The organism is Muricoccus radiodurans (assembly GCF_050154705.1).
Lineage (GTDB): Bacteria > Pseudomonadota > Alphaproteobacteria > Acetobacterales > Acetobacteraceae > Roseomonas > Roseomonas radiodurans.
Window position 1 is genome coordinate 3,969,445 of sequence record NZ_CP189561.1, and the last position, 26,858, is coordinate 3,996,302.

At 72.5% G+C, this 26,858-nt stretch carries 26 protein-coding genes; 14 read left to right on the plus strand and 12 right to left on the minus strand.

Annotation, left to right across the window (positions count from 1 at the left end; all coding sequences use genetic code 11):
• Positions 1-86 precede the first annotated feature (86 nt).
• Positions 87-437, plus strand: coding sequence for a PRC-barrel domain-containing protein (locus ACP6CK_RS18740; RefSeq protein WP_426954820.1), 351 nt, complete (start codon positions 87-89; stop codon positions 435-437).
• A 16-nt stretch (positions 438-453) separates the two neighbouring features.
• Here ACP6CK_RS18740 and ACP6CK_RS18745 read toward each other — a convergent pair whose 3' ends face one another.
• The 3 genes from ACP6CK_RS18745 to ACP6CK_RS18755 form a co-directional block, all read right to left on the minus strand.
• Complete coding sequence (locus tag ACP6CK_RS18745; RefSeq protein ID WP_426954821.1) at positions 454-993, minus strand: DUF3576 domain-containing protein; 540 nt, start codon at positions 991-993, stop codon at positions 454-456.
• Between the two features lie 105 nt (positions 994-1,098).
• Positions 1,099-2,409 carry a porin gene (locus ACP6CK_RS18750; RefSeq protein WP_426954822.1) on the minus strand — a complete coding sequence of 437 codons (1,311 nt, stop codon included), beginning with the start codon at positions 2,407-2,409 and terminating at the stop codon, positions 1,099-1,101.
• A 130-nt stretch (positions 2,410-2,539) separates the two neighbouring features.
• Complete coding sequence (locus ACP6CK_RS18755; protein WP_426954823.1) at positions 2,540-3,139, minus strand: thiamine phosphate synthase; 600 nt, start codon at positions 3,137-3,139, stop codon at positions 2,540-2,542.
• 58 nt (positions 3,140-3,197) lie between these two features.
• Between ACP6CK_RS18755 and ACP6CK_RS18760 the strand changes: the two genes are divergently transcribed.
• From ACP6CK_RS18760 to ACP6CK_RS18790, 7 genes are all read left to right on the plus strand, one after another.
• Positions 3,198-3,893: a YggS family pyridoxal phosphate-dependent enzyme gene (locus ACP6CK_RS18760; RefSeq protein ID WP_426954824.1), complete on the plus strand. Its 696-nt coding sequence runs from the start codon at positions 3,198-3,200 to the stop codon at positions 3,891-3,893.
• Positions 3,894-4,204: 311 nt separating this feature from the next.
• Positions 4,205-5,206, plus strand: a complete 1,002-nt coding sequence (trpS, locus tag ACP6CK_RS18765; RefSeq protein ID WP_426954825.1) for a tryptophan--tRNA ligase — start codon at positions 4,205-4,207, stop codon at positions 5,204-5,206.
• Positions 5,207-5,232: 26 nt separating this feature from the next.
• Positions 5,233-6,765, plus strand: a complete 1,533-nt coding sequence (gene murJ / locus ACP6CK_RS18770) for a murein biosynthesis integral membrane protein MurJ (protein WP_426954826.1) — start codon at positions 5,233-5,235, stop codon at positions 6,763-6,765.
• A gap of 337 nt (positions 6,766-7,102) precedes the next feature.
• Positions 7,103-7,846: a class I SAM-dependent methyltransferase gene (locus ACP6CK_RS18775; RefSeq protein WP_426959949.1), complete on the plus strand. Its 744-nt coding sequence runs from the start codon at positions 7,103-7,105 to the stop codon at positions 7,844-7,846.
• Complete coding sequence (locus tag ACP6CK_RS18780) at positions 7,834-9,300, plus strand: bifunctional phosphopantothenoylcysteine decarboxylase/phosphopantothenate synthase (RefSeq protein ID WP_426954827.1); 1,467 nt, start codon at positions 7,834-7,836, stop codon at positions 9,298-9,300. Before ACP6CK_RS18775 ends, ACP6CK_RS18780 begins: the two co-directional genes overlap by 13 nt.
• A gap of 29 nt (positions 9,301-9,329) precedes the next feature.
• Positions 9,330-9,827: a dUTP diphosphatase gene (dut, locus tag ACP6CK_RS18785; protein WP_426959950.1), complete on the plus strand. Its 498-nt coding sequence runs from the start codon at positions 9,330-9,332 to the stop codon at positions 9,825-9,827.
• Positions 9,828-9,913: 86 nt separating this feature from the next.
• Complete coding sequence (locus ACP6CK_RS18790; protein WP_426954828.1) at positions 9,914-10,396, plus strand: hypothetical protein; 483 nt, start codon at positions 9,914-9,916, stop codon at positions 10,394-10,396.
• Between the two features lie 42 nt (positions 10,397-10,438).
• Here ACP6CK_RS18790 and ACP6CK_RS18795 read toward each other — a convergent pair whose 3' ends face one another.
• Positions 10,439-11,119: a hypothetical protein gene (locus ACP6CK_RS18795; RefSeq protein WP_426954829.1), complete on the minus strand. Its 681-nt coding sequence runs from the start codon at positions 11,117-11,119 to the stop codon at positions 10,439-10,441.
• Between the two features lie 68 nt (positions 11,120-11,187).
• Between ACP6CK_RS18795 and ACP6CK_RS18800 the strand changes: the two genes are divergently transcribed.
• A complete protein-coding gene (locus ACP6CK_RS18800; protein WP_426954830.1) occupies positions 11,188-12,057 on the plus strand; it encodes a HesA/MoeB/ThiF family protein in 870 nt (289 codons plus the stop codon).
• A gap of 163 nt (positions 12,058-12,220) precedes the next feature.
• On the opposite strand, the gene typA is transcribed toward ACP6CK_RS18800, so the two are convergent.
• The 3 genes from typA to ACP6CK_RS18815 form a co-directional block, all read right to left on the minus strand.
• A complete protein-coding gene (gene typA / locus ACP6CK_RS18805) occupies positions 12,221-14,056 on the minus strand; it encodes a translational GTPase TypA (RefSeq protein WP_426954831.1) in 1,836 nt (611 codons plus the stop codon).
• Positions 14,057-14,276: 220 nt separating this feature from the next.
• Positions 14,277-15,437 (minus strand): acyltransferase family protein, encoded by a 1,161-nt coding sequence (locus tag ACP6CK_RS18810; protein ID WP_426954832.1) that lies wholly within the window; start codon positions 15,435-15,437, stop codon positions 14,277-14,279.
• Positions 15,434-16,420, minus strand: coding sequence for an adenosine kinase (locus ACP6CK_RS18815; RefSeq protein WP_426954833.1), 987 nt, complete (start codon positions 16,418-16,420; stop codon positions 15,434-15,436). Before ACP6CK_RS18815 ends, ACP6CK_RS18810 begins: the two co-directional genes overlap by 4 nt.
• A 299-nt stretch (positions 16,421-16,719) precedes the next feature.
• On the opposite strand from ACP6CK_RS18815, the gene ACP6CK_RS18820 reads away from it, so the two are divergent.
• Positions 16,720-17,355 carry a bactofilin family protein gene (locus tag ACP6CK_RS18820; protein ID WP_426954834.1) on the plus strand — a complete coding sequence of 212 codons (636 nt, stop codon included), beginning with the start codon at positions 16,720-16,722 and terminating at the stop codon, positions 17,353-17,355.
• 98 nt (positions 17,356-17,453) lie between these two features.
• The gene (locus ACP6CK_RS18825; protein ID WP_426954835.1) at positions 17,454-17,891 is read left to right on the plus strand and encodes a hypothetical protein; all 438 of its coding nucleotides are present in this window, start codon (positions 17,454-17,456) and stop codon (positions 17,889-17,891) included.
• 275 nt (positions 17,892-18,166) lie between these two features.
• Here the strand turns inward: ACP6CK_RS18825 and ACP6CK_RS18830 are convergent, their stop codons facing one another.
• The 4 genes from ACP6CK_RS18830 to ACP6CK_RS18845 all read right to left on the minus strand — a co-directional run bounded on the left by ACP6CK_RS18830 (position 18,167) and on the right by ACP6CK_RS18845 (position 23,877).
• Positions 18,167-19,279: an ABC transporter ATP-binding protein gene (locus ACP6CK_RS18830; protein ID WP_426954836.1), complete on the minus strand. Its 1,113-nt coding sequence runs from the start codon at positions 19,277-19,279 to the stop codon at positions 18,167-18,169.
• Positions 19,276-21,126 carry a dipeptide/oligopeptide/nickel ABC transporter permease/ATP-binding protein gene (locus tag ACP6CK_RS18835; RefSeq protein ID WP_426954837.1) on the minus strand — a complete coding sequence of 617 codons (1,851 nt, stop codon included), beginning with the start codon at positions 21,124-21,126 and terminating at the stop codon, positions 19,276-19,278. The genes ACP6CK_RS18830 and ACP6CK_RS18835 overlap by 4 nt, the downstream gene beginning before the upstream one ends.
• A gap of 268 nt (positions 21,127-21,394) precedes the next feature.
• Positions 21,395-22,345, minus strand: a complete 951-nt coding sequence (locus ACP6CK_RS18840) for an ABC transporter permease (RefSeq protein ID WP_426954838.1) — start codon at positions 22,343-22,345, stop codon at positions 21,395-21,397.
• Positions 22,345-23,877, minus strand: a complete 1,533-nt coding sequence (locus tag ACP6CK_RS18845; RefSeq protein ID WP_426954839.1) for an ABC transporter substrate-binding protein — start codon at positions 23,875-23,877, stop codon at positions 22,345-22,347. Before ACP6CK_RS18845 ends, ACP6CK_RS18840 begins: the two co-directional genes overlap by 1 nt.
• A 179-nt stretch (positions 23,878-24,056) precedes the next feature.
• On the opposite strand from ACP6CK_RS18845, the gene ACP6CK_RS18850 reads away from it, so the two are divergent.
• A complete protein-coding gene (locus ACP6CK_RS18850; protein WP_426954840.1) occupies positions 24,057-24,308 on the plus strand; it encodes a DUF3072 domain-containing protein in 252 nt (83 codons plus the stop codon).
• 15 nt (positions 24,309-24,323) lie between these two features.
• Here ACP6CK_RS18850 and ACP6CK_RS18855 read toward each other — a convergent pair whose 3' ends face one another.
• Complete coding sequence (locus tag ACP6CK_RS18855; protein ID WP_426954841.1) at positions 24,324-24,899, minus strand: Yip1 family protein; 576 nt, start codon at positions 24,897-24,899, stop codon at positions 24,324-24,326.
• 112 nt (positions 24,900-25,011) lie between these two features.
• Here ACP6CK_RS18855 and ACP6CK_RS18860 point away from each other — a divergent pair, with 112 nt between their 5' ends.
• Together ACP6CK_RS18860 and ACP6CK_RS18865 are read left to right on the plus strand one after the other, a co-directional pair.
• Complete coding sequence (locus ACP6CK_RS18860) at positions 25,012-26,508, plus strand: AmpG family muropeptide MFS transporter (protein ID WP_426954842.1); 1,497 nt, start codon at positions 25,012-25,014, stop codon at positions 26,506-26,508.
• A complete protein-coding gene (locus ACP6CK_RS18865) occupies positions 26,505-26,852 on the plus strand; it encodes a DMT family protein (protein WP_426954843.1) in 348 nt (115 codons plus the stop codon). The genes ACP6CK_RS18860 and ACP6CK_RS18865 overlap by 4 nt, the downstream gene beginning before the upstream one ends.
• Positions 26,853-26,858 lie beyond the last annotated feature (6 nt).

Genomic DNA, 26,858 nt, shown 5'->3' on the forward strand with positions numbered 1-26,858 from the left:
CGCATACGACGCGGGGAGGCGCGGGGGAAGGCGCCGCAACCGCAGCCCACCCCACGGGTTTTCCGGGGCCAGACCCGGAGTCCCCCATGCGCCGCATCCTCACGACGACCGCCCTTGCCCTCCTCCTCGCCGGCCCGGCCGCGCTGGCCCAGACCGCCGTGCCGGGCCTCGGGGAGATGCGGGCGAAGGAGCTGATGGACCGGGACGTCTACGGGACGGACGGCCGGATCGGGGAGGTCGAGGACCTGATCCTGGACTTCGCCGGCGCCCGCGTGGTGGCCGTCGTGATCGAGGTGGACCGCGGCCTCGGCCGTGCCGACCGCTACGTGACGGTGCCGCCCGATCGCCTGACCCGGGCCGCGGGCGAGCGCCGCCTCAGCCTCGGCATGACGGTGGCCGAGGCGCGGGCGATGCCGGGTGTGAACGACCGCGACTGATCGCGGGCGCGACCGGTCAGAGCGAGGCGGTGGACTGGCTGCGCAGCTCGCGCGCGCGGGTCAGGACCTTGTCCTCCAGCTCCGTGCCGGTGGCCTGGGAGACGGGGACGTCCACCCAGCCATTCCCACGCCACTCCTGGCGGAACACGTTCACCCGCACCCCGTCAGAGCGGAGCTGGCGGCCGAGGATGTAGGCCTGGGCCCGGAACCGCTCCCCCTGGGCCGCGGGAGGCGAGTACCAGTCGGTGATGATGACCCCGCCGAAAGGATCGGCCGAGGAGATCGGCATGAAGGACAGGGTGTCCAGCGTCGCGCGCCAGAGATAGGCGTTCACGCCCAGCGCCCCGCCGCCGTCCGGCGCACCGTCGCCGCGCCGGCCGCCCGAGCGCTCCGTGCCGAGGATCAGCAGACCGTCCTGGTTGCCGCCCAGAGCGCGACCGGCCACGCGGGATCGGCGGCTGTCGTTGTTGTACTCGTCGTTCTCGACGACGCGGCCCTGGCCGCAGGCGGCAAGGAGGGCGGGCAGCAGAAGGATGGCGAGGAGGGGCTTGCGCATGGCGGCCGCACCTAACGGGGTGGCAGGCCCGGATGCAAGTGAGAAAAACAAAAGAAAGGGCGGCGGGTTGCCCCGCCGCCCCTTCAGGTCCTGGCTCGCTTGGCCTCAGAAGGCGAAGCGGAAGCCCGTCAGGAACACGTCGGCCTCGATGCGGCTGTTGGTGCCGCGGGTGTCACCGGGCAGACCGCTGTTGGCGGCGTTGGTCAGGAAGTTGAAGCCACCCTCACGGCGCCGGATGTTGGTGTACTCGGCGACGAACTCGAGGCCCGGAGCGATACGGTAGGTCAGGCCCACGTTGAAGCCGAGGTCACGACGGCCGCCCGTGGTGGCACCCTGGTTACCCGCGGAGTAGACGCCGCCATAGGCCGCACCGACCGTCAGCGCGTCGATCGTGTAGGACGCCGCCAGGTAGTAGGCGCTCATGTTGCGGTCGTCGCCGGCATTCGCGATCGGCGTGAAGTTCGCGTTCGCACGGCCCCACTGGAACCAGCCACCGGCGGTCAGGCCGTAGGCAGTGATCTGCGCGCCGGCGAGGCCCATGTGCAGGCGGTCGCCGGACGGGCCGGTCGTGTTCTTGATGGCGTCGGCGCCGAAGTAGCCGACGTGCGCGCCGAGGCCGACCGGGCCGAAGCTGCCGCGCCAGCGGAGCATGGCGGTGATCTCGTTGCGGCGGCGGAGAAGGCCGCCGGGGGCCGCGGAGAGACGGTCGCAGCTCGTGTTGATGCCCGAGCCGGAGAAGCCGGCCGGACCGGTCACGCAGCCCTCGCGGTCGGACTCGCCCTGGTTGAAGGCGAAGCTCACGCCCGCGTCGAAGCCGAAGAACTGCGGCGACATGTAGATGATCTTGGTGTTGTCGCCCGGGTCAGACGTCTGGTTCAGCTGCGGGCGGAGCGGGGCGATGAGGCTGTCGTAGAAGTCGCCGTCGAGCGCGCCGGTCGCGAAGTTCGTGATGTGGCCGGTGGACATCAGGCCGAGGACCGTGTCCTCGTCACCGAAGCGCAGCTGGCCGAAGGAGCCGGCGATGAAGCCCCACGCCTCGTCGAGGTCGAGGGTCGTCTTGGGCGTGCCCGAGCCCGAGGTCGGGGTGGACGTCTGAGCGATCGAGTCGTTCTGGATCTCGAGCGCGACGCCGTAGCGCAGGCCGTTCGCGGCCTTGCCGTTGGCGACGACGTGGATCTCGGTCTCGTTCAGGAAGTCGGACTTGCCGGTGCTCAGGCCCGCCACCGAGGCGAAGTCCTGGTCCGTGTAGGTGTAATAGAAGCGGAAGTAACCACCGACGCGCACCTCAAGCAGGCGGTGCGACAGCATCGGCGGGCCCGCCGTGTTGAACGGGTCGGCCGCCTGGGCCAGCGCGCCCGTCGGCGCGTACAGGGCGGCAGCGGCGATGGCCGTCCCGCCCAGAAGAAGCTTGCGCATCCCAAATCCTCCTCACGGACCGGACCAAACCCGGCCATTTGCGCGACCCGCCCGCCCCCCTCGGCGGGGTTGCCGCCCGGCGACGCATCCGTGATGCGCCGCGGTGGCCGAGCCCGGGGCGGACTATGGTTCAGCCCGCGGAGGGGCGTCCATGGTGGAGTCGCCCCCTCCGCGACTTCCGCGAAACACTGTGTCCGAGTCGACACAGAGCCTCTTCGGCCCATCCTTCCACCGCCGCCCACCCCGCCGCCAGGGGCGGCAAACGCTTGGCGGAGCGCGCTTTCACGCCGCCCAGCGCGATCACCGGACGTCCCGCCCGCCGTGCGATGGCGGCGAAGCGGTGCGGCCCCAGCGCCGCCGCGCCGGGGTGGCTGGCAGTGGGAAAGACGGGGGAGAGGATCACCGCGTCCGCGCGCAGCCGCCGCGCCCGCGCCAGGCCCGCCCGCCCATGCGCCGCGACCGAGAGCAGCGGCGGGCGGCGTCCCCGCCGGGCCAGCAGGACCGGCAGCAGCGATCGCGTCGGCCGCCGGTCCGGCAGGTGCAGCCCGGCGCGCCACGCCAGGGCCAGCCGCCCCTCGCCCGCGATCACCAGCCGCAGCTGCCGCTGCCGGACCAGCGCCGCCAGGGGACCGAGCACGGCCGGGGTGAGATCGCGGGCCAGCACCGCCGCCCCAGGCGGCAGCCGCACGGCCAGAGGCCGCGGGTCCGATAGCCGCCGGGCGTCGCTCACCAGCCACAGGGCGGGCGGCTTGAGGCGCCCGGGCCCGCTGCCTACCCTGTCCCATCCCATGACCGACACGCCCCCCATCGACGGCGACGCCATCGCCGCGAACCTCGCGCGCATCAAGGCCCGCATCGCCGCGGCCTGCGAGCGGGCCGGGCGCGATCCCGCCGACGTCACCCTCGTCGCCGTCTCCAAGACCCATCCGGCGGAGGCGGTAAGGGCCGCCCTCGCCGCTGGGCAGGCGGTCTTCGGGGAGAACCGGGTGCAGGAGGCGGCGGCGAAGTTCCCCGCCCTGCGCGCAGCCCACCCGGCGCTGCGCCTTCACCTCATCGGCGGCCTCCAGACGAACAAGGCGCGGGACGCCGTCCGCGTGGCCGACGTGATCGAGAGCCTCGACCGCCCTCGCCTCGCCGAGGCCATCGCCGACGCCATCCGGCGCGAGGGCCGCACGCCCGAACTGCTCGTCCAGGTGAACGTGGGCGACGAGCCCCAGAAATCCGGCGTCTCCCGTGCCGAAGCCCCCGCCTTCCTCCGTGCCTGCGGGGAGCAGCACGGCCTGACCGTCTCCGGCCTCATGTGCATCCCGCCCGAGAGCGAGGACCCCACCCCCCATTTCCGCAGCCTCGCCGCCCTGGCCGCCGACCACGGCCTGAAGATCCTCTCCATGGGCATGAGCGGCGACTTCGAGGCCGCCATCGCCGCCGGCGCCACGCAGGTCCGCGTGGGCAGCGCCGTGTTCGGGACGCGGTCGGCGCGGTGACCCCTGGGGAAGGCTCTGCCTTCCCCCGGAACCCCCTTCCGCCAGGAACCTGAGGTTCCTGGACCTCCCATCTGTAAGAGAGACGCCCTTGGTTGAGGGACCCTCGTTTGGCGAAACGCCAAACGAGGGTCCCTCAACCAAGGACATCCAAACAGAAGCGGGGGGCCGGGGGCCTTCAAGGTCCCCGGCGGAGGGGGACCTGGGGGAGGCGGCGCCTCCCCCGGGGGCCGCAGCCTTGACCGCACCCGACCACGGCGCGACACCCGCGCGCCCGCCGGCCTTCCACCGCCTGGCGGAGGGGGAACCATCTGATGCAGCGTGTCTTCTCGGGCATCCAGCCGTCCGGCGTGCCCACGCTCGGCAATTACCTCGGCGCCATCCGCAACTGGGTGCCGATGCAGGACACGCATGAGAGCATCTTCTGCGTGGTGGACCAGCACGCCATCACCATGTGGCAGGACCCGAAGGAACTGACGCGCCAGACGCGGGAGATGGCGGCCGCCCTGCTCGCCTGTGGGCTGGATCCCGCGCGCTGCATCCTGTTCGTGCAGTCCCACGTCCACGCCCACACGCGGCTGGCCTGGATCTTCAACTGCGTGGCGCGGATCGGCTGGCTGAACCGCATGACCCAGTTCAAGGACAAGGCCGGCAAGGACCGGGAGAACGCCAGCGGCGGCCTCTACGTCTATCCGAACCTCATGGCGGCCGACATCCACGCCTATCACGCGACCCGCGTGCCGGTGGGCGACGACCAGCGCCAGCACCTGGAGCTGGCGAACGACATCGCCGGGAAGTTCAACCACGATTACGGCGTGGAGTTCTTCCCGAACATCGAGCCGCACATCATGGGCGTCGCGGCCCGTGTCATGTCGCTGCGGGACGGGACGAAGAAGATGTCGAAGTCCGATCCGTCCGACCAGTCGCGCATCAACATGACGGACGATGCGGAGACCATCTCGCTCAAGATCCGCCGCGCCAAGACCGACCCGGAGCCGCTGCCCAGCGAGGTGGCGGGGCTGGAGGGCCGGCCGGAGGCGCGCAACCTCGTCGGCATCCTCGCGGCCATCACCGACCGGATGCCGGAGGACGTGCTGCGCGAGCATGGCGGCCAGGGCTTCGGCACCTTCAAGGGCGTGCTGGCGGACGCGCTGGTGGCGCATCTCTCCCCCATCGCGGCGGAGATGCGGCGGCTGCTGGATGACCCGGGCGCGGTGGACGCGCTGCTCCGCAAGGGCGCCGACCGTGCGCGGGAGATCGCGGACCCCATCGTGGCCCGGGCGGAGGAACTGGTCGGCTTCCTGCCGCCGCGCTGATCCCTCTCTGATCCGGGCCGAAGGGCATGATCCGCGGCATCCTCACCGTCGGCGGCTGGACGCTGGGCAGCCGCGTGCTCGGCTTCCTGCGGGACATGCTGATCGCCGCGGTGATGGGCGCCGGGCCGCTGGCGGACGCCTTCTTCGTCGCCCTGAAGCTGCCGAACCTCTTCCGGCGGCTTTTCGGGGAAGGCGCCTTCAACGCCGCCTTCGTCCCCTCCTTCGCCGCCACGCTGACGGTCGCCGGCATGGCCCAGGCGCGGGCCCTGGCGGAGCGGATGGCGACGCTGATGACGCTGTGGCTCGCGCTGCTGACCGGCCTCGGCATCGTCTTCATGCCGCAGCTGCTGCGCGTGCTGGCGCCGGGTTTTGTGGACGAGCCGCTGCGGTTCCAGCTGGCCGTGGAACTCACGCGGATCACCTTTCCCTATCTCGTCTTCATCTGCCTTACCGCCCTCATCTCCGGCGTGCTGAACGGGCTGGACCGCTTCGCGGCGGCGGCGGGGGCGCCGGTGCTGTTCAACCTCCTCTCCATGGGCAGCCTCTTTGCCCTAACCCCCTTCGTGGCGACGCCCGGTCATGCGCTGGCCTGGGGTGTGACGATCTCCGGCGTCGCGCAGCTGATCCTCGTCTGGGTTGCGGCGGCGCGGGCCGGGATGCCGCTCGCCATCATCTCCCGCCCCCGCCTCTCGCCGGAGGTGCGGGACGTGTTGCGGAAGATGGGTCCCGGGCTGATCGGGGCGGGCGTGACGCAGTTGAACCTGGCGGTGGACGTGATCATCGCCTCGCTCCTGCCGGCGGGGGCGGTGTCCTACCTCTATTATGCCGACCGGATCGGGCAGCTTCCGCTGGGGGTGATCGGCGCGGCGGTGAGCACGGCGATGCTGCCGCTGCTGGCGAAGCAGCTGCGGGGCGGCAAGCCGCTCTCGGCCCATCGCAGCATGAACCGGGCGCTGGAACTGTCGCTGGCGCTGGCCTTGCCGGCGGCGGCGGCGCAGGCGGCGCTGGCCTGGCCGATCATCACCGCCCTGTTCCAGCGCGGCGCCTTCGGGGCCGAGGCGGCGGCCGCGACCTCCCACGCGCTGACGGCCTATGCCGTCGGGCTTCCGGCCTTCATCCTGGTCAAGGCCTACCTTCCCGGCTTCTTCGCCCGCGGCGACACCGCGACGCCGGTGAAGATCGGCCTCGCCGCGGTGGCGCTGAACCTCGCCCTCAACCTCGCCCTGACGCCCTGGCTCCAGCATGTGGGCATCGCCCTGGCGACCTCGCTCTCGGCCTGGGCGAACACGGCGGCGCTGGCGCTCATCCTGCGGCGGCGGGGCCACTGGCACGCGGACAAGCGGGTGCGGCGGAACGTGCCGCGGCTGCTGGTGGCGACGCTCGCCATGGCGGCGGTGCTGCTCGTGTTGCGCATGGCCATGCCCGATCCGGGCGGATCCACCGCGCGGATCGTCGTGCTGGCGATCTACGTGGCCGCCGGTCTCGTGACCTATTTCGGCACGGCACATCTCACGGGCGCCCTGCCGCTGGGTGAGCTTCGGCGGCTGCGGCGCCGGTGACCCCGGGGGAGAGAAGGAATTCTCTCCCCCGGACCCCCACTCATCTCTTTCTATCGGGCTGCCGCGGACAGCCGAGCCCGCCCGCGCAGCAGGCAGACGACCTCAGATCCAACCGCGCTGACAGCAGCCTCGCCTCGGGTCACTGACCCGAGGCGCGACCCCGTGTCCGCCTTCCGCGGCAGCCCGACAAAAAGAGATGAGGGTGAGGGGTCCGGGGAGAGGGAGAATTCCTTCTCCCTCTCCCCGGAGTCACCGTCGCAATCGATCAGACATGACGCCCCGGCCCGGGCGCGGGCGCCCCCTGCCGGGGACCAGTCCGATCGCCTATCTTCCGACCATGCAGAGCCCCGACACCGCCGATTTCGGCTTCACCGCCGTACCCCGCGACCGCAAGGCCGGGCTGGTGCGAGAGGTCTTCGACAGCGTCGCGCCGAAATACGACGTGATGAACGACCTCATGTCGCTCGGTATCCACCGGGTGTGGAAGCGCATCTTCATCAACGCGATTGGGGCCGGGCCGCGGGATACGCTGCTGGACCTGGCGGCAGGCACCGGGGACGTCGCCTTCCTGGCGCGGGAGCGCGGGGCCGGGCGGGTGATCCTGGCCGACATCAACGCCGCCATGCTCGGCGTGGGGCAGGGGCGGGCGCTCGGGCGCGGGCTGGCCGCCGGCCTCGATTTCGTCTGCTGCGACGCGGAGCGCCTGCCCTTCCCGGACCGCAGCGTCGAGCGCGTCTCCATGGCCTTCGGCCTGCGCAACTGCACGGACAAGGACGCGGTGCTGCGGGAGGCGCGGCGCGTGCTGCGCCCGGGCGGGAAGCTGCTCGTGCTGGAATTCTCCAAGATGCAGGTGGCGGCGCTGGAACCGCTCTACGACGCCTGGTCCTTCCGCGCCCTGCCGGCGATCGGGCAGCGCGTGGCGGGGGATGCGGACAGCTACCGCTACCTCGCCGAGAGCATCCGCATGATGCCGGACCAGGACCGGCTCGCCGGGATGTTTCGCGCCGCGGGGCTGGAGAACGTGTCCCACCGCAACCTGTCGGGCGGCATCGTCGCCATCCACCAGGGATGGCGGCTGTGAGCCTCGCGGGGAAGCGCGTCCTCCTCGTCGTTTCCGGCTCGGTCGCCGCCTACAAGGCGCTGGAGCTGGCGCGGCTGCTCGGCAAGGCGGGGGCAGAAGTCACCGGCCTGCTGACCGCGGGCGGCGCCCGCTTCGTCACCCCACACGCCCTGCAGGCCATCACCGGCCGTCCGCTCGCGACCGACCTCTGGTCGCTGGAGGAGGAGGCGGAGCGCGGCCACATCCGCCTCGCGCGGTCGCAGGACTTGGTGGTGGTGGCGCCGGCCTCGGCGGACCGGCTCGCGCGCATGGCGGCGGGGCTGGCGGATGACCTGGCAGGGGCGGTGCTGCTCGCCTGGGGCGGTCCGGTGCTGGTGGCGCCGGCGATGAATCCCTCCATGTGGTCCCACCCCGCCACGGGCGCGAACGTGGCGACCCTGATGGCCCGCGGCGTGACCTTCATCGGCCCCGACGACGGCCCGATGGCCGAGGCCGAGAGCGGCGTCGGCCGCCTGTCCGAGCCGCCCGCCATCTTCGCCGCCATCGCCGCGATCCTGGAGGACCCCGACCACGGCGCCCCGGACGCCGCGCTGGAGGCCGCGCTGGACGCCGCCATCGCCGGCATCACCGGGGAGGCCGAGGCCCCGCGCGCCGCGACGACCTCGGACTCCTCCTTCACGGCGTCCGCCGGGCCCCCGGCAGAGGCCGCCGCGCATCACGTGCCGCCCAACACGGCCCACGCATCCTCCTTCAGCGCCTCCTTCTCCCCGGCCGCGGCGGGGAACGGCGACGCCGCGTCGCACGCCGTGGCGGGCACGCTGCCCGGCGGGCTGCCGCTGTCGGGTAAGCGGGTGCTGGTGACCTCCGGCCCGACGCATGAGCCGCTGGACCCCGTGCGCTACATCGCCAACCGCTCCTCCGGGAAGCAGGGGCACGCGATCGCCGCCGCCCTGGCCGCGCTGGGCGCGGAGGTGGTGCTTGTCTCCGGCCCCGTGACCGTGCCGGACCCCGCCGGCGTGGACGTGCGGCGGATCGAGGCGGCGCGCGACATGCTCGCGGCTTGCGAGGCCGCGCTGCCCGTGGACGCCGCGGTCTGCGCCGCCGCCGTGGCCGACTGGCGCCCGGCCGAGGCGGCCACCCAGAAGATGAAGAAGGGCGAGGATCAGGCCGCCCCGCCGCTCGCCCTGGTCCCGAACCCGGACATCCTGGCCACCCTGTCTCGCCACGCCAGCCGCCCCCGCCTCGTCGTCGGCTTCGCGGCCGAGACGGAGAAGGTGGTGGAGCACGCCCGGGCGAAGCTGGCCCGCAAGGGCTGCGACTGGATCGTGGCGAACGACGTCTCCGGCGACGCCATGGGTGGGGACGCGAACACCGTCCACCTCGTCACCCCGGGTGGGGTGGAGGACTGGCCGCGGCTGCCGAAGGGTGAGGTTGCCGCCCGGCTGGCTGACCGCATCGCGGAGGCGCTGCACTGATGTCCCGCGCCCCCGGCCATGGCCCCGTCATGCGGGAGGAGAGCGCCCGCCACCGCCCTGCCGAGGCCCATGCGCCGCGCCCGCACGCCATCCGCGTGCAGCGCCTGCCGCACGCCGCCGACCTGCCCCTGCCGTCCTATGCCACGGCCGGCGCCGCCGCGATGGACCTTCTCGCCGCCGTGGCGGAGCCGGTGGTCATCGCGCCGGGCGCCCGCGCCCTCGTTCCCACCGGCCTGCGCGTGGCCCTTCCGCCCGGGCATGAGTGGCAGGTCCGCCCCCGCTCCGGCCTCGCGCTGAAGCACGGCATCGTCCTGCCCAATGCCCCCGGCACGATCGACGAGGATTACCGCGGCGAGGTGCAGGTCATCGTCCTGAACGCCGGCACGGAATCCTTCACGGTGGAGCGCGGGATGCGCATCGCCCAGGCCGTGCTCGCCCCGGTCACGCGCGCGGCGTTCGAAGAGGTGGCATCGCTCGACGAGACGTCGCGCGGGGAGGGCGGCTTCGGGAGCACCGGCACGGGCTGAAAGAGTTACCGCCGCCCGCTTGTCAGGGTTTCACGGTTCCGTGATATTCCGTGCTTCGGAACGTATCGGACCGGGAGAAAACCCCCTTGCTTCTTCGCCTTGCCAGCCTCGTCGGGCTGGCCTTCCTGCCGGCCTGCGCGACCATCACCACCTCGCCCAGCCAGAACGTCAACGTCGTCACCGAGCCCGCGGGCGCCACCTGCACCTTCCAGCGCAACGGCCAGACGGTCGGCGTGGTGAACCCGACCCCGGGCACCGTGCGCATCGGCAAGTCGTCCCGCAACACGACCGTCTCCTGCACGCGGGAAGGCCATCTGACCACGGAGGCGGTGCTGACGCCGGAGTTCCAGCCGATGTTCCTCGGCAACATCCTCATCGGCGGCGTGGTCGGCATCATCGTGGACGCGAGCACCGGCGCGGTGAGCCGCTACCCCGATGCCCTGCAGATCACCCTGCCGCCCGACCCGGCCGCGCAGCCGCCCGCCCCGCCGCCGGTCGCCATGGACCCGCTGCCCGACCGCATGCCGGAGCGGCCCCGCCGCCTGGGCCGGGGACGCGTGGGCGCCTGACCCGCTGAGCGGCCGCGCGGAGCCCTTCGCGCGGCCGCGACATCACCGCCGCCGGAACCGTCCTTCGCTGTCCGGGCTGATCCGCGGCCAGGTCTCCCGCGGCGCCAGGGATGGCAGGTCATCCAGCGCCGCGGTCGACTCCGCCGGCGCGAGCCGGCCGAGGCCCGCTTCCGCCAGAACCGCCGCCATCGCCCACTCCCAGGCATAGCGCAGCGCGTCCTCCGCCGCGGCGTGGGTCGCCGGCGGGGCCCAGCGCGCCAGGGGCGGCCGCACGATCCGGGGCGTCAGGTCCCGTTCGCGGAAGCGCGCGGCGATCACGGCCCCCGCGGTCTGCTCGGACAGCGCCCAGCCCCGCGGCGCCCGCCCCGCTGCCTCATAGAGCACCGACAGCCAATCCGCGTCCCAGCCCGCCCCGCCGGTATCCGTGCAGACGATCCGGCCGGACAGCACCACATCCAGCGCATCGCAGACGGCGTCGATCGGCTCACCGGCCTCCAGCAGCACCGAGCGCGACAGGCCATGCACCGGCTCCGCCGCCGAATCCCAGGCGGACGCGGAACCCAGCCAGGCATCGGCCGGGCGGACGAGATGGCTGCGCAGGACCAGTTCCACCCGGCCATCCCCCGCGATCCGCGGCCCGGCGAGGCCGATCTCGATCGGGAAGGAGCCGGCGGCGATGCCGGACGCCTCGACATCGAGGAAAACGGGAAGGTCCGGGATCATCGGGGTTCGTCCAGGGGAGCCCGAGCTTCCGGCTTGCTCCCGGCCCTGTCACGCCCGACATGCGGGCCATGGACGCGCTTCCCGACCTCGACTTCACCGAGGATGAACTGCACCGCTACAGCAGGCACATCCTGCTCGGGGAGGTGGGCGCCGTCGGACAGGCGCGGCTCCGGGCCGCGCGGGTGCTGGTGGTCGGCGCGGGCGGCCTCGGCTCACCCCTGGCCCTGTACCTCGCGGCCGCGGGCGTCGGCACGATCGGGATCGTGGACCACGACACGCTGGAGCTGTCGAACCTTCAGCGGCAGATCGCCCACACCACCTCCCGCATCGGTCAGCCGAAGGTGGAGAGCGCCGCGACCGCGCTGCGCGCCCTGAACCCGCTCACGGCGGTCGAGGTCCACGCCCGCCGTCTGGACGAGGCCACCGCGCGCGACCTGATCCCCCGCTACGACCTGATCTGCGACGGCACCGACAACTTCCCCACGCGCTTCCTGCTGGGCGACTGCTGCCACCGCCTCGCCCGCCCCCTCGTCTCCGCCGCCGTGCTGCGCTTCGAGGGCCAGCTCTCCACCTTCAAGTCGCATCTCGGCCCGCCCCACCCCTGCCACCGCTGCCTGCACCCGGAGCCGCCTCCGCCCGGCCTCGTCCCCTCCTGCTCCGAGGCCGGCGTCCTCGGCGCCGTCACCGGCGTCATGGGCACGCTGCAGGCGACGGAGGTGCTGAAGGAGATCCTCGGCATCGGCGAAAGCCTCTCCGGCCGTCTCCTGCTCTGGGACGCCCTCGACACCCGCTTCCGCACGATCCGCCTGCGGCGCGACCCGGCCTGCGCGCTGTGCGGGACGGCTGATGTTTCGCGGGCGGTCCCGGGGGAGGCTCTGCCTCCCCTCGACCCCTCCGCCGGGGACCCTGAGGGCCCCCGGACCCCCGCATCTGTTTAGAACGCCGTTGGGGGTGGGGACCGGTCCTTCGGCATCGCCAAAGCACCGGTCCCCACCCCCAAGGGCAGCTCTTTACCAGAATGGAGGTCCAGGAACCTCAGGTTCCTGGCGGATAGGGGCCTGGGGAAAGGCAGAGCCTTTCCCCAGGGTCAACCACGCAACCTCAGGCCGCCTCGCTCTCCGAGCGGCGGGCGTGCTTCTTGCGCTCGTGCGGGTCGAGGTAGCGCTTGCGGAGCCGCACGGCGGAGGGCGTCACCTCGACCAGCTCGTCGTCCTCGATGTAGGCGATGGCCTGCTCGAGCGACATGCGGCGGGGCGGCACCAGCAGCAGCGCCTCGTCCTTGCCGGCGGCGCGGATGTTGGTGAGCTTCTTCTCCTTGATCGGGTTCACGTCGAGGTCGTTCTCGCGCGAGTGCTCGCCGAGGATCATGCCCACGTAGACCTTCACGCCCGGATCCACGAAGAGCGCGCCGCGCTCCTGCAGGGCGAAGAGGGAGTACTGCACCGCCTCGCCGTCCGAGTTGGAGATGAGGCTGCCCTTCACACGGCCCTCGATCGGGCCGGCCCAGGGCCGGTAGCCGATGAAGATGCGGTTCATCATGCCGGTGCCGCGCGTGTCCGTCATGAACTCGCCGTGGTAGCCGATCAGGCCGCGCGACGGGATCTCGAAGGTCAGGCGCACCTTGCCGCCGCCGGAGGGCCGCATGTCCTGCATCATGCCCTTGCGGAGCGCCATCTTCTCGACGACGACGCCGGAGAAGCTCTCGTCCACGTCGACGAGCACCTCCTCAAAGGGCTCCTCGCGCTCGCCCGTCTCCGGGTTCACCTGCGTCAGCACGCGGGGGCGGCCGATGGTCAGCTCGAAGCCCTCGCGGCGCATCGTCTCGATCAGCACGCCGAGCTGGAGCTCGCCGCGGCCGGCCACCTCGAAGGCGTCCACCTCCTCGGACACCTTCACCTTGATCGCGACGTTGCCCTCCGTCTCCTTCATCAGGCGGTCGCGGATCTGGCGGGAGGTGACCTTCTTGCCCTCGCGGCCGCCGAGCGGGCCGTCATTGATGCGGAAGGTCATGGCCAGCGTCGGCGGGTCCACGGGGATGGCGGGCAGGGGCTCCGTCACCTCGGGGGCCGCGATGGTGTCGGGGATGGTGGCATCGGACAGGCCGGCGATGGCGATGATGTCGCCCGCCTGCACCTCCTCGACCGGCACACGGTCGAGGCCGGAGAAGGTCATCAGCTTCGTCAGCCGGCCCGACTCCACCACGCTGCCGTCCTGGCGCAGCACGCGCACCGGCATGTTCACCCGCGCCACGCCCTGCTCCACCCGGCCCGTCAGGATGCGGCCGAGGAAGTTGTCGCTCTCCAGGATGGAGGCGTTCATCGCGAAGGGGGCGTCGAGGTCCACCTTCGGCTCCGGCACGTGGGAGAGGATCAGGTCGAACATCGGGGCCAGGTCCTTGCGGGGACCGTCCATCGTCGTGTCCGCCCAGCCCTGCCGGCCGGAGGCGAAGAGGGTGTGGAAGTCCAGCTGCTCGTCGCTGGCGCCGAGCGCGGCGAAGAGGTCGAACACCTCGTTGTGGACCTCGTCCGCGCGGGCGTCCTGGCGGTCCACCTTGTTGATCACGACGATCGGCTTCAGGCCGCGGGCAAGCGCCTTGGTCAGCACGAACTTCGTCTGGGGCAGGGGGCCCTCGGCCGCGTCGCAGAGCACGATCGCGCCGTCCACCATGGACAGGATGCGCTCCACCTCACCGCCGAAGTCGGCGTGGCCGGGCGTGTCCACGATGTTGATCTTCGTGCCCTTCCACTCCACGGCCGTGGACTTGGCCAGGATGGTGATGCCGCGCTCGCGCTCCAGGTCGTTGCGGTCCAGCGCGCGCTCGGCCACGGCCTGGTTCGTGCGGAAGGCGCCGGCCTGCTTCAGCAGGTTGTCCACCAGCGTGGTCTTGCCGTGGTCAACGTGGGCGATGATCGCCACGTTGCGGATGTTGCGGGTCATATCGCGCGTCGTCCTTCGTGTGGCCGGTTGCCCATCCGGGGCCGGCGCTGCGCGCGACAGGGTCTCCCGGACCCATCGCGCCCGTTTCGCCGGCGTCCGCGGCCCCGTGGGGCGCCCGAACATGGAACACCCCGCGCGCGTCATGCGGCGGGGCAGGCTTCCGGACCGGTCGGCTTGTTGCGGCGCACACATAGCGTGGCCGGTGCGGGATTGCGAGGGTTTATGGAACGGGGCTGGCCCGCATCCCGCGCACGTCGGGCGCCGCGGCGCCCTCCGGCCCGTGCAGCCGGTCCTTCAGCCGCAGGAAGGGCCGTTCCAGCAGGTGGTAGCTCGCGGCCGCCATCGCCGTGGTGAGCCCGAGAGTGGCGGCGAAGCGTAGCCCGTAGGCGCCCCAGCCGACGAACTGCCCCGCCGGCACCGGCAGGGCCAGCAGCACCAGCCGCACCGCGAGGAGGTGATAGACGTAGAGCCCGAAGGAGATCCGCCCGAGATAGGCCACCGGCGTCGCCGCCAGCGCCCCCCGCAGCGGCGCCCAGCCCAGGGCGAGCACGAGCAGCCCGCCGCAGAGCAGGGCCGCCACGGGGTAGACGCTGGCCGCCCCCGCGAACTCGAACAGCACCGGGAGCTGGAAGAAGACGGCGCCGGCCGCCAGCACCGCCGCGCCCGCGGCCAGCAGCCCCGGCATCGGCAGGCGCAGCCGTCCGTCCGTGGGGACCAGCGTCCCCAGCAGCATTCCCACGAGCACCGTGTCCGGCCGCAGGAAGGGCGTGACCCAGACCACGGGGTGCGGCGCGCCCAGCCCCGCCACCACCAGCCGCAGCGCCGTGCAGAAGAGCCAGACCGCCCCCAGCCCCAGGACGAAGCGCCGCCAGCCCAGCCGCATGAAGGCGAGGAAGGCGAAGGGGATGACGAGGTAGAGCTGGAACTCGAAGGACAGCGTCCAGAGATGCGGCGCATCCGGGATCGCACCGTTGTAGCGGGCGAACCAGGCGATGACATTGTCGGCGAAGAGCGCCAGCCCGGCGAGCCGCAGCCACGCCTCGGCCCCCGGATGCCCCCAGAGCAGCATGGCCGCCAGCGGAAATCCGATCATCAGCGGATAGAGCCGCAGCAGCCGCCGCAGCCAGAAGCGCCCGAGGCTGATCCCGCCGGTCCGCGCCCATTCCCGCCGGAAGTGGTGGAAGAACAGGTAGGCCGAGAGGACGAAGAACAGCTCCACCCCCACCCAGCCCCGCAGCTGCACGCTGCGCAGGGCCGCGCTGTCCACCGCCACGGGCAGGTGGTGCACAAGGACGAGGAGGAAGGCGGCCAGCCGCAGCCCGTCCAGCGCCGCGATGTGGCCGCCGCCCCCGCGCCCCAGGGGCGGGGCCGGGGCGGTCATGCCGCGATGAGGGTGCGGAGGTCGGTCTGCGGCCGGGCGCCGAAATGGGAGATCGCCTCGGCCGCCGCCACGCTGCCCCAGCGGCCGCACTCCGCCGCCGGCAGGCCGCGGGCATGGGCGGCCAGGAACCCGGCCGCATAGGCATCGCCGGCGCCGGTCGTGTCGATCACCGTGGTCGGCACCGCCTTCACCTCGACCACCTGCGGGCCGGCGATCACCAGGCTGCCATGCTCCGACCGGGTCAGGGCCACCAGCCCGGCCATCCCGGACAGGCCGCGGATCGCGACGTCCAGGTCGTTCGTCTCGAACAGGCTCAGCGCCTCTGCCTCGTTGGCGAAGAGGATGTCGCAATCGGCGGCGATGAAGGCCCGGAAGGCGTCCCGGTGCCGGCCGACGCAGAACGGGTCGGACAGGGTCATCGACACCTGCCGCCCCGCCGCATGCGCGATCGCCGCCGCCTTTCGGAAGGCCGCCTGCGCCGCCGGCGGGTCGAACAGATAGCCCTCGAGGTAGGTGATGGCCGCGGATTCCACCTCCGCCGCGTCCACGTCCTCCTCCCCGAAGGACACGCAGGCGCCGAGATAGGTGTTCATCGTCCGCTGCCCGTCCGGGTGGACGAGGATGAAGCTGCGCGCCGTCGGCGCCCCGCCGGTCAGCGCGGGGGTGGGGAAACGCACGCCCACCTTCTCCATGTCGGCGGCGAAAGCGCGGCCCAGCGCATCCGCCGCGACCTTGCCCAGGAAGCCCACCCGCGCGCCCAGCGAGGCGGCCGCGACGCAGGTGTTCGCGGCCGATCCGCCGCCGGTCACGATCGCCTCGCCCAGCTCGGCGCTGATCACCTCGGCCCGGGCGGTGTCGATCAGGGCCATCGAGCCCTTCACCATCCCGCGCTCCGCCACCCAGGCATCCGTCGCGGATCCCAGCACGTCCACGATCGCATTCCCGATCCCGAGCAGATCGAGCGCCGCCCCCTGTGCCACCATCCTGCGCCCCAGCCCCCCATCCGATCGCCGCGTCCGGCCTGCCCATACCATGCCGGGCCGCCGCGCCAAGCCGCGGGCGCCGGCTGTCCCGGCGCGCAGCGCCCTTTTCGCCCGACCTCCAGGGCCGCCGGACGGCCCGCGCGAAGGGAGAGATTTCGGTTTCGTCACCCTCTCGGCCGTCATCGGGCGATTGTGCCCTCTCTCCCGCCCGTGATAGCCCCGGTGGACCGAGAGACCCGGAGCGGTCGGGGCCTGCCCAGGCCCTGCCGCGACGCCACGGACCAGTGAGGGGATCCGCCATGTCCGTCTTCCGCCGCCGCCCCGCCGAGGGAGGCCCCGAGGCCGAGCCCACCACCGTCCCGGCCAGCCGCGACCCGGATCTGGGCGTGCCGCCCTTCCGCGGCGCGCAGCCCGGCCCCGCCAGCAAGGATTCCTCGATGATTCCGCCCAAGCCCACCACGCCGACCCCGGCCGCCGGCGCCGCCGCGCCCGGCATGGCCATGCCGCCGCGCCCGGCCGCCCGTGCCCCGCAGGCCGAGCGCCGCACCCTCGTCGTCGGCAAGGGCATCTCCCTCCAGGGCACGGTCGCGGATGCCGAGCGCCTGGTGGTGGACGGCACGGTCGAGAGCCAGATGATCCAGGCCACCGAGCTCCAGATCACGCCCTCCGGCGTCTTCAAGGGCGAGGTCCAGGTCGAGGACGCGGAGATCGCCGGCGTGTTCGACGGCACCATCACCGCCCGCGGCTCCCTCGTGATCCGCTCGACCGGCCGGGTTCTCGGCGTCGCCCGCTCCCGCCGCCTGTCGGTCGAGGAGGGCGGCCAGCTCTCCGGCCGCATGGAGATGCTGACGGACGCCCAGGCCAGCGCCCCGATGGGCAATGGCGGCGGCGCGCCACAGACGCCCGTCTACCAGGCCGGCCCGCAGGTCTCCTGAGCCAAGCCGCCGGGGAAGCGGGCATCGCCCCGCTCCCCGGCCCCCACCTCCCGTGAACCGATCGCCGTGGGCTTCCGCCTGACGGGAAATGCGGGACCATGCGCCGCGCGCTGCCCTTCCTCGCCCCGCTTCTCCTCGCCGCCTGCGTCTCCACCTCGCGGGATCAGGCCGCCTCCGTGCTGGCCGAGGTGCTGGCCAGCCATCAGGCCAGCATCGCCGGCCTGAACGCCCCCTCCACCCCGCCCGCCCCCGCCGAGGGCGCCCCGCGCCCGACTGGCCGGGCCCCCGGCGCCGTGGCCGCCCTGCTCGGCCAGACGCCGGACGGCGTCCTCGGCACCCTCGGCCGCCCGACGCTCCGCCGGCCCGAGGGTACGGCGGAGATCTGGCTCTACCAGGGACAGAACTGCGCGGTGGACGTCATCCTCTACCGCGCCGGCAACGCCGGTCCCCGCGTGGCCTGGGCCGCCGCCCGCGCCAGCGGCACCGAAAGCCGCACCGAGGCGGCCTGCCTTCGCGAGGTGGCGGGGCAGGCCTGAGGGATGTGGAACTGGTGACCCCGGGGTAAGGCTCTGCCTTCCCCCGGACGCCCATCCGCCAGGGTCGGACGCACTGCGTCCGACGAGGTTCCTGGACCTCCATTTTGTTGAGGAATGCCGTTGGCCGGAATGACCCTTCTTTGGCAGCGACAAAGAAGGGTCACTCCGGCCCAGGGCGTTAAACGGACGCGGGGGTCCGGGGGCCCTCAGGGCCCCCGGCGGAGGGGTCAGGGGAGGCAGAGCCTCCCCTGGGGCGCCAGGCGCCACTGCACCCGTCACCCCGCGACGAGGCCGCCCGGTGTCGGCTGTTCTGGCGAGCTGGGCTGGGCCGTCAGGGTCTCGGGCAGCCCGTCCTCCACGGCGCCGCTGCGGGCCGGACCGGCGGCGGGGGTGGCGGTGCCGGCGGCGATCTCCTCCGCCCGGATGCAGGCCACGCGCTGGCCGGGGGCGCCGAAGGGGCGCAGGGCGGGGATGTCCTGCCCGCAGGCTGGCAGGGCATAGGCGCAACGCGTCCGGAACACGCAGCCGGAGGGTGGGTTGGCCGGACTGGGCGGATCGCCGGCCAGCAGGATGCGAGCGGTGCGTCGCGCCGGGTCCAGCCGCGGCGTCGCCGAGAGCAGCGCACGGGTATAGGGGTGCGACGGGTTGGCGAAGACGGCCTCGGACGGCCCTTCCTCCATCACGCGGCCCAGATACATCACCATCACCCGGTCACAGAGGTGACGCACCACCGGCAGGTCGTGGCTGATGAAGAGCAGCGACAAGCCCAGCCGCCGCCGCAGGTCGTCCAGCAGCGCCACCACCTGCGCTTGGATGGACACGTCCAGCGCCGAGACCGGCTCGTCCGCCACGAGGAAGTCCGGGCCCGTCGCCAGCGCGCGCGCGATGCCGATGCGCTGCCGCTGCCCGCCGGAGAACTCATGCGGGAAGCGCACGGCGTGAGAGGGATCGAGCCCGACCTGCTCCAGCAGCTCCGCCACACGCGCGGCGTGCTGCGCGCGGGGGATCAGGCCGTGGATGTCCAGCCCATCCGCGATCTGCGCCCCCACGCGGCGCCGCGGGTCGAGGCTGCCCATCGGGTCCTGGAAGACGATCCCCATGCGCCGCCGCAGCCGCCGCCATTCGGCACGGCGCATCCCCTTCAGGTCCTGCCCGTCGAAGCGCAGCTCGCCGTCGGTCGCCGGCAGCAGGCCGAGCAGCAGCCGCCCGAGGGTGGACTTGCCGCTGCCGCTCTCCCCCACCAGCCCCACGGCTTCTCCGCGCGCGAGGTGGGCGTCCACGGCGCGCACCGCCTGCACCCCGCCGCCGCGGCTGAAGATCCCGCCGCCGCCGAAGGTCTTGGACAGGCCCCGGGCCTCGACGAGGGATGTCCCCGTTGCGACGCTCATGCCACCACCTCCGGCACGGGCAGGCGCAGCTCCTGCCAGCGGATGCAGCGGACGCCGCGGCCGGGCGCGGCCTTCTCCAGCACCTGGGGCATTTCGCATTGTGGGCGGGCGTGCGGGCAGCGCGGCGCGAAGCGGCAGCCGCGCGGCCAGGCATGGGGCTGCGGCACGACGCCGGGGATGCCCTGGGGCTGCTCGTCCCCGTCCGGTACCGCGGCCAGCAGGGCGCGGGTGTAGGGGTGCAGCGGCTCGGCGAAGACCTGGGCGACGCTGCCCTGCTCCACCACCTGGCCGGCATACATCACCGCCACCTCGTCCGCGATCTCCGCCACCACGCCGAGGGAGTGGGTGATGAAGACGATCGCCATCCCCGTCTCGCGCCGCAGCTCGGCCAGCAGGTCCAGGATCTGCGCCTGCACGGTGACGTCCAGCGCCGTCGTCGGCTCATCGGCGATGAGCAGGCGCGGGCGATTGGCGACGCCCATCGCGATCATCACGCGCTGCCGCATCCCGCCCGACATCTCATGGGGGTAAACCCGCAGCCGACGCTCCGGATCGGCGATGCCGACGCGGCGGAACAGCTCCAGCGCGCGCTTGTTGGCATCCTTCCCACCATGCGCGCGGATCGCCTCCGCCACCTGCTCCCCCACGCGGTGCACGGGGTTGAGGCTGCTCATCGGGTCCTGGAAGACCATCGCCATCGGCCCGCCCTGCAGCTTCCGCCGCTCGGCCGGAGTCATGGTCAGCAGGTCACGCCCCTCGAACCAGGCCTGGCCCGAGGTCGGCCGCGCATTCGGCGGCAGCAGCCCCATCACGGCCGTTGCCGTCACGGACTTTCCGCTCCCGCTCTCCCCCACGATCGCCAGCGTCTGCCCGGCGCGCACCTTCAGCGAGACATCCTCCACCGGCCGGATCGCCCCGCGCGGCGTCTCGATCTCCACGGTCAGGCCGTGCACCTCCAGCACCGCCTCCGGCGGGCCGGGCACGGCGGGCGGCAGCAGGCCGGGCAGCATCCGGTCGATCGGCCGCAGCTTCACCCGCGCCGGCGCGGTCCGCGGGTCCACCGCGTCCCGCAGCGCGTCGCAGAACAGGTTCATCGCCAGGATCGTCAGCGTCAGCGCCGCGCAGGGCCAGAGCAGCAGCAGCGGCGCCTGCTCCATCGTGGCGCGCGCCCCACGGATCATCAGCCCCCAGCTCGGCGCCGGCGGCACCACGCCCAGGCCGAGGAAGGACAGACCGCTCTCCAGCACCACCCCCGCCGCCACCGCGAGCGAGAGCTGCACGAGGATCGGCCCCGCGATGTTCGGCAGCACCGTGCGCGACAGGATGCGGATCGGCCCCGCGCCGGCCGCCCGCACCGCCTCCACGTAGTCCAGGTTCCGCGCCGTCAGCACCTCCGCGTAGGTGACGCGCACGAAGCCGGGGATATAGAGCACCGACAGCACGAGGATCAGCGTGCCCGCGCCCGGCCCCAACAGCGTCACGACCAGCAGCGCCAGCAGCACCGGCGGGAAGCACAGGATGATGTCCATGCTGCGCACCGCCAGGATCTCCCCGATCCCGCGCACCCAGCCGCCCACCAGCCCCAGCGTCACGCCCAGTGCGCCCGCGATCGCCGCCGCCGCGAAGGACACCCCGAGCGATGTCCGCGCGCCCCAGACCAGCCGGGAGAACACGTCCCGCCCGAACTCGTCCCGCCCCAGCGGCGACCCCGCCATCGGCCCGGACAGGCGCCGCGCCATGTCCTGCCGCACCGGGTCCGGCAGCCCGAGCCAGGGCACCAGCACGGCCAGCACCACGACAACCGCCACGACGGCGGCGGGAATGAGCCAGCGGCGATGCTTCTTCATCGGTTGCTCCCGGGGGAAGGCTCTGCCTTCCCCCAGACCCCCATCCGCCAGGAAACTGAGTTTCCTGGACCTTCCATCTGTAAGAGAGGCGCCCTGGTGGGAGGGAACTCCTCACTTGAGCTTCGCCAAGTGAGGAGTTCCCTCCCACCAGGGCATTTAACAGAAGCGAGGGTCCGGGGGCCCTCAGGGTCCGCGGCGAAGGGGGTCCAGGGGGGTTGGACGCATGCGTCCAACGCGCTTCCCCCTGGGGCAGCACAGAGAAGAAACATCAAGCCGCCCTCACCCGCGGGTCGAGTGCCGCATAGAGCAGGTCCATCACGAGGTTGATCAGCAGGAAGAGCCCCGAGATCGTCAGCACGATGCCGACGACCATCGGGTAGTCCCGCGCCTCCACCGCCCGCAGCAGCGGGGTGGAGAGGCCGGGCCAGTTGAACACGTATTCCACCAGCACCGTGCCGCCGAGCAGCGTGCCCATGTGCAGGCCGAGCACCGTCAGCACCGGCACCAGCGCGTTGCGCACCACGTGATGCGTCAGCACGCGCGCGGGGGAGATGCCCTTGGCCCGGGCGGTGCGGACGAAGTCGCGGGACAGCGCATCCAGGACGGAGGCGCGGGTCATGCGGAACACCACGGCGGCCAGCCCCTTGGCGATGGCCAGCGACGGCATGAGCAGCAGCAGCAGATGCCGCCCCGGGTCCTGGGCGAGGGGGACGTAGCCGCCCGCCGGCATCCAGCGCAGCTCCACCGCGAAGGCCAGCACCAGCAGCGTGCCGACCACGAAGACCGGGATGGCCAGCAGGAAGGCCGCGGCGCCCGAGGCGATCCGGTCGAACAACCCGCCGCGATGGAGCGCGGCATAGGTCCCGGCCGGCAGGGCGATCGCCACGGCGATGATCGTCCCGGCCAGGATCAGCTCCAGCGTGCGGGGCAGGCGCAGCGCGATCTCGGTGACCACGGGATACTCGTCCACCAGGGAGGTGCCGAGGTCGCCCTGCAGCACGCCGACCAGGAAGTTCCCGTACTGGGTCAGCAGCGGCAGGTTGAGGCCGAGGCGGTCGCGCAGCTCCTCGACCGTGGCGGGATCGGGCGCGACGCCGCCGGAGGAGAGCAGGATCTCCGCCGGATCGCCGGGCACGACGTGCAGCGCCAGGAAGACGATCGTGGAGACAAGCCAGATCAGGAGCAGCGAGATGCCGATGCGGCGGAGGAACCAGAACATCAGGACAGCGACACGTATTCGAGCATGAGGCCGGACGACGTCGTCAGCGCCCCCGGCAGGTTCACGAAGCCCTGCACGCGCCGGTCCATCCCGTAGCCCTGCGATCGCCAGGCGAGGCCGACGAGCGGCACCTCGTCCAGCGCGGCCCGCTGCATGTCCTTGTAGATGTCCACCCGTTTGGCCTCGTCGAACTCCGCCCGGCCGCGCGCCAGGGCCGCGGTGGTCCGCGGCGCCGACAGCCCGAAGGACCGGCTGTAGGTGGGGGAGAGCGAGGTGTCGAGGATCACGCTCAGCCCGTCCGGATCGTTGTTGTCGGAGGAGACGCCGTGCACCGCGATCTCGTACTGGCCACGGGTGCCGAGGTTCACGCGGGTCCCCCAGTCCGGCAGGCGCAGCTCCACGCGGATGCCGATCTCGGCCAGGTGCTGCTGCACGATCTCCGCCGTGTCCTTGTGCATCCCGAACTGCGCGGTGGACAGCATGACGGTGCTGAAGCCGTTCGGGTGCCCGGCGTCCCGCAGCAGGGACTTCGCCCGTTCGGGATCGTAGCGGTGCCCGCGGGAGAGCTCGGCGTTCCACCAGGGCGTGCCCTCCGCGATCGGCATGCCCTCCAGCACCTTGCCGCGGCCGAAGAAGGCGCCGCGCACGATCTCCTCCCGCCGCACGGCATGGGCGACGGCGCGGCGGACGCGTGGGTCGGCGAAGGGCCCGCGCTGGCCGTTGAAGAGGAGGTCCATGAAGGGCCCCTCCTTCGAGTCCAGCCGCAGGCGCGGATCGGCCTCCACCGCCGCCATACTCTGCCAGGGCACGTACTCGATCATGTCCATGTCGCCGGATTGCAGCGCGGCCATCCGCAGGTTCTCGTCGGCATAGGCGACGAAGCGGATGCCGCGCAGCTTCGGCAGGCCCGGCTTGTAGTAGCGGTCGAAGGCGACGAGGTCGATCGAGGTCCCGCGCTCCTGCCCGGCCAGCCGGAAGGGGCCGCAGCCGATCGGGTTGTTCGCCTCGGACCGGCGCCAGACGACGCTCATGTTGTAGTTGGCGAACCAGGAGGGGACGATCGCCAGCGGCTCCTTCGTCACCAGACGGACCGTGTAGCGGTCCGGCGTCTCCACGCGCTCGACGAGCTGGAACTGGGCCCGCATATAGGCAGTGGAGCGTTCGCCCGCGATCTGCTCGATCGTCCATTTGACGTCGTCGGCCGTCACCTCCTCCCCGTTGTGGAAGCGGATGCCGCGGCGGAGCTTGAAGACCCAGGCGCCGGCCTCGTCGCGGGACCAGCTCTCCGCGATCTCTCCGGACAACTCCCCCCGCTCGTCGAAGGAGACGAGGGACCGGTGGATGAGCATCTTCACCGTCCCGGCCGAGGCACCGGTGGACACCCAGGGCTGAAGGTTCGGCGGGAAGGCCGAGAGCCCGTAGCGCAGCACCCCGTCCGCGCGCTGGGCGCGGGCGAGGCGGGGCAGGGCGGTCGCCGCCAGTCCGCCCATCAGGGCTCCGGCGGTCAGGACGCGGCGTCGGGTCGGGCGCATGCGGGCCTCCGTCGGGGATGCGGCTTCGGTGCATCGGCGATGCACCGGGGATGATGGCGCACCGATCGCCGCCGCGCCAAGGCGGCCGCCATGCATGTTCCGGGCCCGGTAACGAAGCGGCCGGGGCAACCCGCGGCAGTTGGGAACGTTTAGGGAACGCCAACACGAAGGGGAAAGCCATGGCGACGAAGGCCGCCCATCACGCGCAGGACCACGACGCGAACCCGAAGACCGATCCCGATCCCGGTTCCAACACGGTGAAGGACCCGGATGACTGGACCACGGGCGACGAGAAGATGACGGGCGCCCAGGCCTCCTACCTCAAGACGCTGAGCGAGGAGGCGGGCGAGGAGTTCGACGACGGGCTGACGAAGGCCGAGGCGTCGAAGCGCATCGACGCGCTGCAGGAGAAGACGGGGCGGGGGCGCTGAGCCCCCGCCGCCGGCTCAGAACGCCAGGCCGACCACGATGCCGGCCAGCGCGCCGATGATGATGTTGATGACGATGGCGCAGATGACGAGGACCGCGGTGAAGCCCAGCCGCCGGTCCTCCGGCACGCGCGTCACGATCGGCACGCCCACCCAGTAGATGTAGATGCTGTAGAGCCCGAGGATCGCGAGGAAGCCGAGGAAGGGGATCAGCGCGAAGATCCCCGCCAGCCAGGACGCGGTCGGCGAGTAGACCGCCAGCTTCATGGCCGAGAGCGGGTCCGCCGTGCCCCCGAAGGAGGGGGCCAACGTTTCCACCAGCTTCGCGATGATGATCACGCCGACAAGGCTGAGCACGTAGGAGACGACGGCCACCAGCAGGGCGCCGACGATCCCCGGGCGCCCCACGCCGGCCGCGGCCAGCATCCCGCCCAGCAGCAGCGACCCGATGAAGTTGCAGATCACGGGGATGGCGGCCATCGGCACGGCGTAGCCGCGGAAATGGTCCATCGGCAGCCCGCCCTCGGGCGCGATGCGCATCCACTCCGTGCGCGGATTCAGGATCAGCCCCTTGGCGCGGCCGGCGATATCCATGCTCTTTCTTCCCCATCCCCCTGACGGTGCGGGATGCTGCGCAGAATCGGGACGGGGCCGCAAGAAGGGCTGACGCTCAAGCCCGATGGCCGCGGGCCCGGGCAGCCCCGGCTTGGCGCGCCCCCTGCCGCAGCGCATCATCCGCCCCTCCATGCGCCGCATTCCCCTGTTCGCCGATCGCCGGTTCCTCGCCCTGCTCGCGCTCGGCTTCTCCGCCGGCGTGCCGCTGCCCCTGGTGGCCGGCGCCGTGCTCCGCCAATGGTTTTCCGAGGCCGGGGTGCCGCTCGCCCAGATCGGGCTGACGGCGCTGATCGGCCTTGCCTACTCCCTCAAGTTCCTCTGGGCCCCGGCGCTCGACGCGGTCGCGCCGCCCTTCGCCCGCTCGGGGCGGCGGCGCGGCTGGATGCTGGTCATCCTGCCGCTGCTGATGGGGCTGATCGTGCTGACCGGCCTCGGCGACCCGGCGGCGGCGCCCCTGCAGGTGGCGGCGCTGGCGGCGGCGGTCGCCTTCCTCTCGGCCAGCCAGGACATCGTGGTGGATGCCTGGCGCGTGGAGATGCTGGCGGACGAGGAGCAGGGCTACGGCCTGGCCTGCTACGTCTGGGGCTATCGCGGCGCGCTGCTGGCCAGCGGGGCGGGGACGCTGCTGCTGGTGCAACATCTCGGCTGGGCCGGCGCCTACATCTATGCGGCATCGCTGCTGCTGGTCGGGCTGGGCGCCGCGCTGATCGCGCCGGAGGGGCCGGCGCCCGCCCTCGTCCCGCTCCGGATCGGGCTGCCGGTCGCGGTGGCGGTGCTGGTCGGGGTGGCGCTCCTCTTCGCCGCCGTGCTCCAGGCCGCGGAGGCCGTCCTGCCCGATGGCGCGGGCGCCGCGGGCGCGCTGCTGGACATGCTGCCCTGGCTGCTCGCGCTGCTCGCGATCGGCCTCGCCGCCTGGGCGGCGCACCGGGCGCTGCTGCGATGGCGGCCCGGGCGGGACACGCCCTTCACGGGCATGATCGACTCCCTCGGCGCCTTCCTGCGGCGGCCGCTGGCGATCTGGATCCTGCTCTTCATCGCGCTCTTCAAGTTGGGAGAGGCGCTGGCCGGCGTGATGACCAATCCCTTCTACCGCGCCCTCGGCTTCAGCCGGGAGGAGGTGGCGGCGGTCGGCTCGGTCTTCGGCCTGCTCGCGATCCTCGGGGGCGCGCTGGCGGGTGGCTGGCTCGTCTCGCGGATCGGCACGGGCAAGGCGCTGGTGATCACCGGCCTCGGGCAGATGCTGTCGAACCTGATGTACGTCGCGCTCGCCCATGCCGGGCACGACGTGCCGATGCTCTGGGCCCAGGTGGGGATCGAGAACTTCACCGATGGATTGGCGGATGCCGCCTTCGTCACCTACCTCTCGGGCCTGACGATGCGGGCCTACACCGCCACGCAGTACGCGCTGCTCTCCTCCCTCGCGGCGGTGCCGCTGCGGACCCTCGGCGCCTCCTCCGGCTGGCTGGCCGAGCGGATGGGCTGGGCCGACTTCTTCCTTCTCACCACCGCCGCGGCGCTGCCCGCGATGATCATCATGGCCTTCCTGCTCTGGCGCCTGCCGCCGGCCCGGGCGGAGCAACCCGCATGAACCCCGCCCTGATCTGGCCGCCCATCCTGCTGGTCGGCTCCAACATCCTGATGACCTGGGCTTGGTACGGCCACCTCAAGCGCCCGGCCTGGCCGATGTGGGCCGCGATCCTCATCTCCTGGGGCATCGCCTTCTTCGAGTACTGCCTCGCCGTCCCCGCCAACCGCATCGGCTACGGGGCCTACACCGGCCAGCAGCTGAAGGTGATGCAGGAGGTGATCACCCTGGCCGTCTTCGCCGGCTTCTCCGTCCTGGTGCTGGGGGAACCGCTCCGCTGGACCTACCTCGCGGCGATGGTCTGCCTGGTCGCGGCGGTGGTGTTCATCTTCCTGCCGGTGGAGTAGGGGCCG

What these genes read in the sequence shown, in the direction of transcription:
- ACP6CK_RS18800 (WP_426954830.1), top strand. Translation starts at nt 11,188, where the DNA reads ATGGACGCGCTTCCCGACCTCGACTTCACCGAGGATGAACTGCACCGC.
- ACP6CK_RS18835 (WP_426954837.1), bottom strand. Translation starts at nt 21,126, where the DNA reads ATGAAGAAGCATCGCCGCTGGCTCATTCCCGCCGCCGTCGTGGCGGTT.
- ACP6CK_RS18775 (WP_426959949.1), top strand. Translation starts at nt 7,103, where the DNA reads ATGCAGAGCCCCGACACCGCCGATTTCGGCTTCACCGCCGTACCCCGC.
- typA (WP_426954831.1), bottom strand. Translation starts at nt 14,056, where the DNA reads ATGACCCGCAACATCCGCAACGTGGCGATCATCGCCCACGTTGACCAC.
- ACP6CK_RS18825 (WP_426954835.1), top strand. Translation starts at nt 17,454, where the DNA reads ATGCGCCGCGCGCTGCCCTTCCTCGCCCCGCTTCTCCTCGCCGCCTGC.
- ACP6CK_RS18795 (WP_426954829.1), bottom strand. Translation starts at nt 11,119, where the DNA reads ATGATCCCGGACCTTCCCGTTTTCCTCGATGTCGAGGCGTCCGGCATC.
- ACP6CK_RS18810 (WP_426954832.1), bottom strand. Translation starts at nt 15,437, where the DNA reads ATGACCGCCCCGGCCCCGCCCCTGGGGCGCGGGGGCGGCGGCCACATC.
- ACP6CK_RS18820 (WP_426954834.1), top strand. Translation starts at nt 16,720, where the DNA reads ATGTCCGTCTTCCGCCGCCGCCCCGCCGAGGGAGGCCCCGAGGCCGAG.
- ACP6CK_RS18850 (WP_426954840.1), top strand. Translation starts at nt 24,057, where the DNA reads ATGGCGACGAAGGCCGCCCATCACGCGCAGGACCACGACGCGAACCCG.
- ACP6CK_RS18745 (WP_426954821.1), bottom strand. Translation starts at nt 993, where the DNA reads ATGCGCAAGCCCCTCCTCGCCATCCTTCTGCTGCCCGCCCTCCTTGCC.
- ACP6CK_RS18815 (WP_426954833.1), bottom strand. Translation starts at nt 16,420, where the DNA reads ATGGTGGCACAGGGGGCGGCGCTCGATCTGCTCGGGATCGGGAATGCG.
- ACP6CK_RS18780 (WP_426954827.1), top strand. Translation starts at nt 7,834, where the DNA reads ATGGCGGCTGTGAGCCTCGCGGGGAAGCGCGTCCTCCTCGTCGTTTCC.
- ACP6CK_RS18865 (WP_426954843.1), top strand. Translation starts at nt 26,505, where the DNA reads ATGAACCCCGCCCTGATCTGGCCGCCCATCCTGCTGGTCGGCTCCAAC.
- ACP6CK_RS18840 (WP_426954838.1), bottom strand. Translation starts at nt 22,345, where the DNA reads ATGTTCTGGTTCCTCCGCCGCATCGGCATCTCGCTGCTCCTGATCTGG.
- ACP6CK_RS18760 (WP_426954824.1), top strand. Translation starts at nt 3,198, where the DNA reads ATGACCGACACGCCCCCCATCGACGGCGACGCCATCGCCGCGAACCTC.
- ACP6CK_RS18740 (WP_426954820.1), top strand. Translation starts at nt 87, where the DNA reads ATGCGCCGCATCCTCACGACGACCGCCCTTGCCCTCCTCCTCGCCGGC.
- ACP6CK_RS18830 (WP_426954836.1), bottom strand. Translation starts at nt 19,279, where the DNA reads ATGAGCGTCGCAACGGGGACATCCCTCGTCGAGGCCCGGGGCCTGTCC.
- ACP6CK_RS18855 (WP_426954841.1), bottom strand. Translation starts at nt 24,899, where the DNA reads ATGGATATCGCCGGCCGCGCCAAGGGGCTGATCCTGAATCCGCGCACG.
- murJ (WP_426954826.1), top strand. Translation starts at nt 5,233, where the DNA reads ATGATCCGCGGCATCCTCACCGTCGGCGGCTGGACGCTGGGCAGCCGC.
- ACP6CK_RS18750 (WP_426954822.1), bottom strand. Translation starts at nt 2,409, where the DNA reads ATGCGCAAGCTTCTTCTGGGCGGGACGGCCATCGCCGCTGCCGCCCTG.
- ACP6CK_RS18845 (WP_426954839.1), bottom strand. Translation starts at nt 23,877, where the DNA reads ATGCGCCCGACCCGACGCCGCGTCCTGACCGCCGGAGCCCTGATGGGC.
- trpS (WP_426954825.1), top strand. Translation starts at nt 4,205, where the DNA reads ATGCAGCGTGTCTTCTCGGGCATCCAGCCGTCCGGCGTGCCCACGCTC.
- dut (WP_426959950.1), top strand. Translation starts at nt 9,330, where the DNA reads ATGCGGGAGGAGAGCGCCCGCCACCGCCCTGCCGAGGCCCATGCGCCG.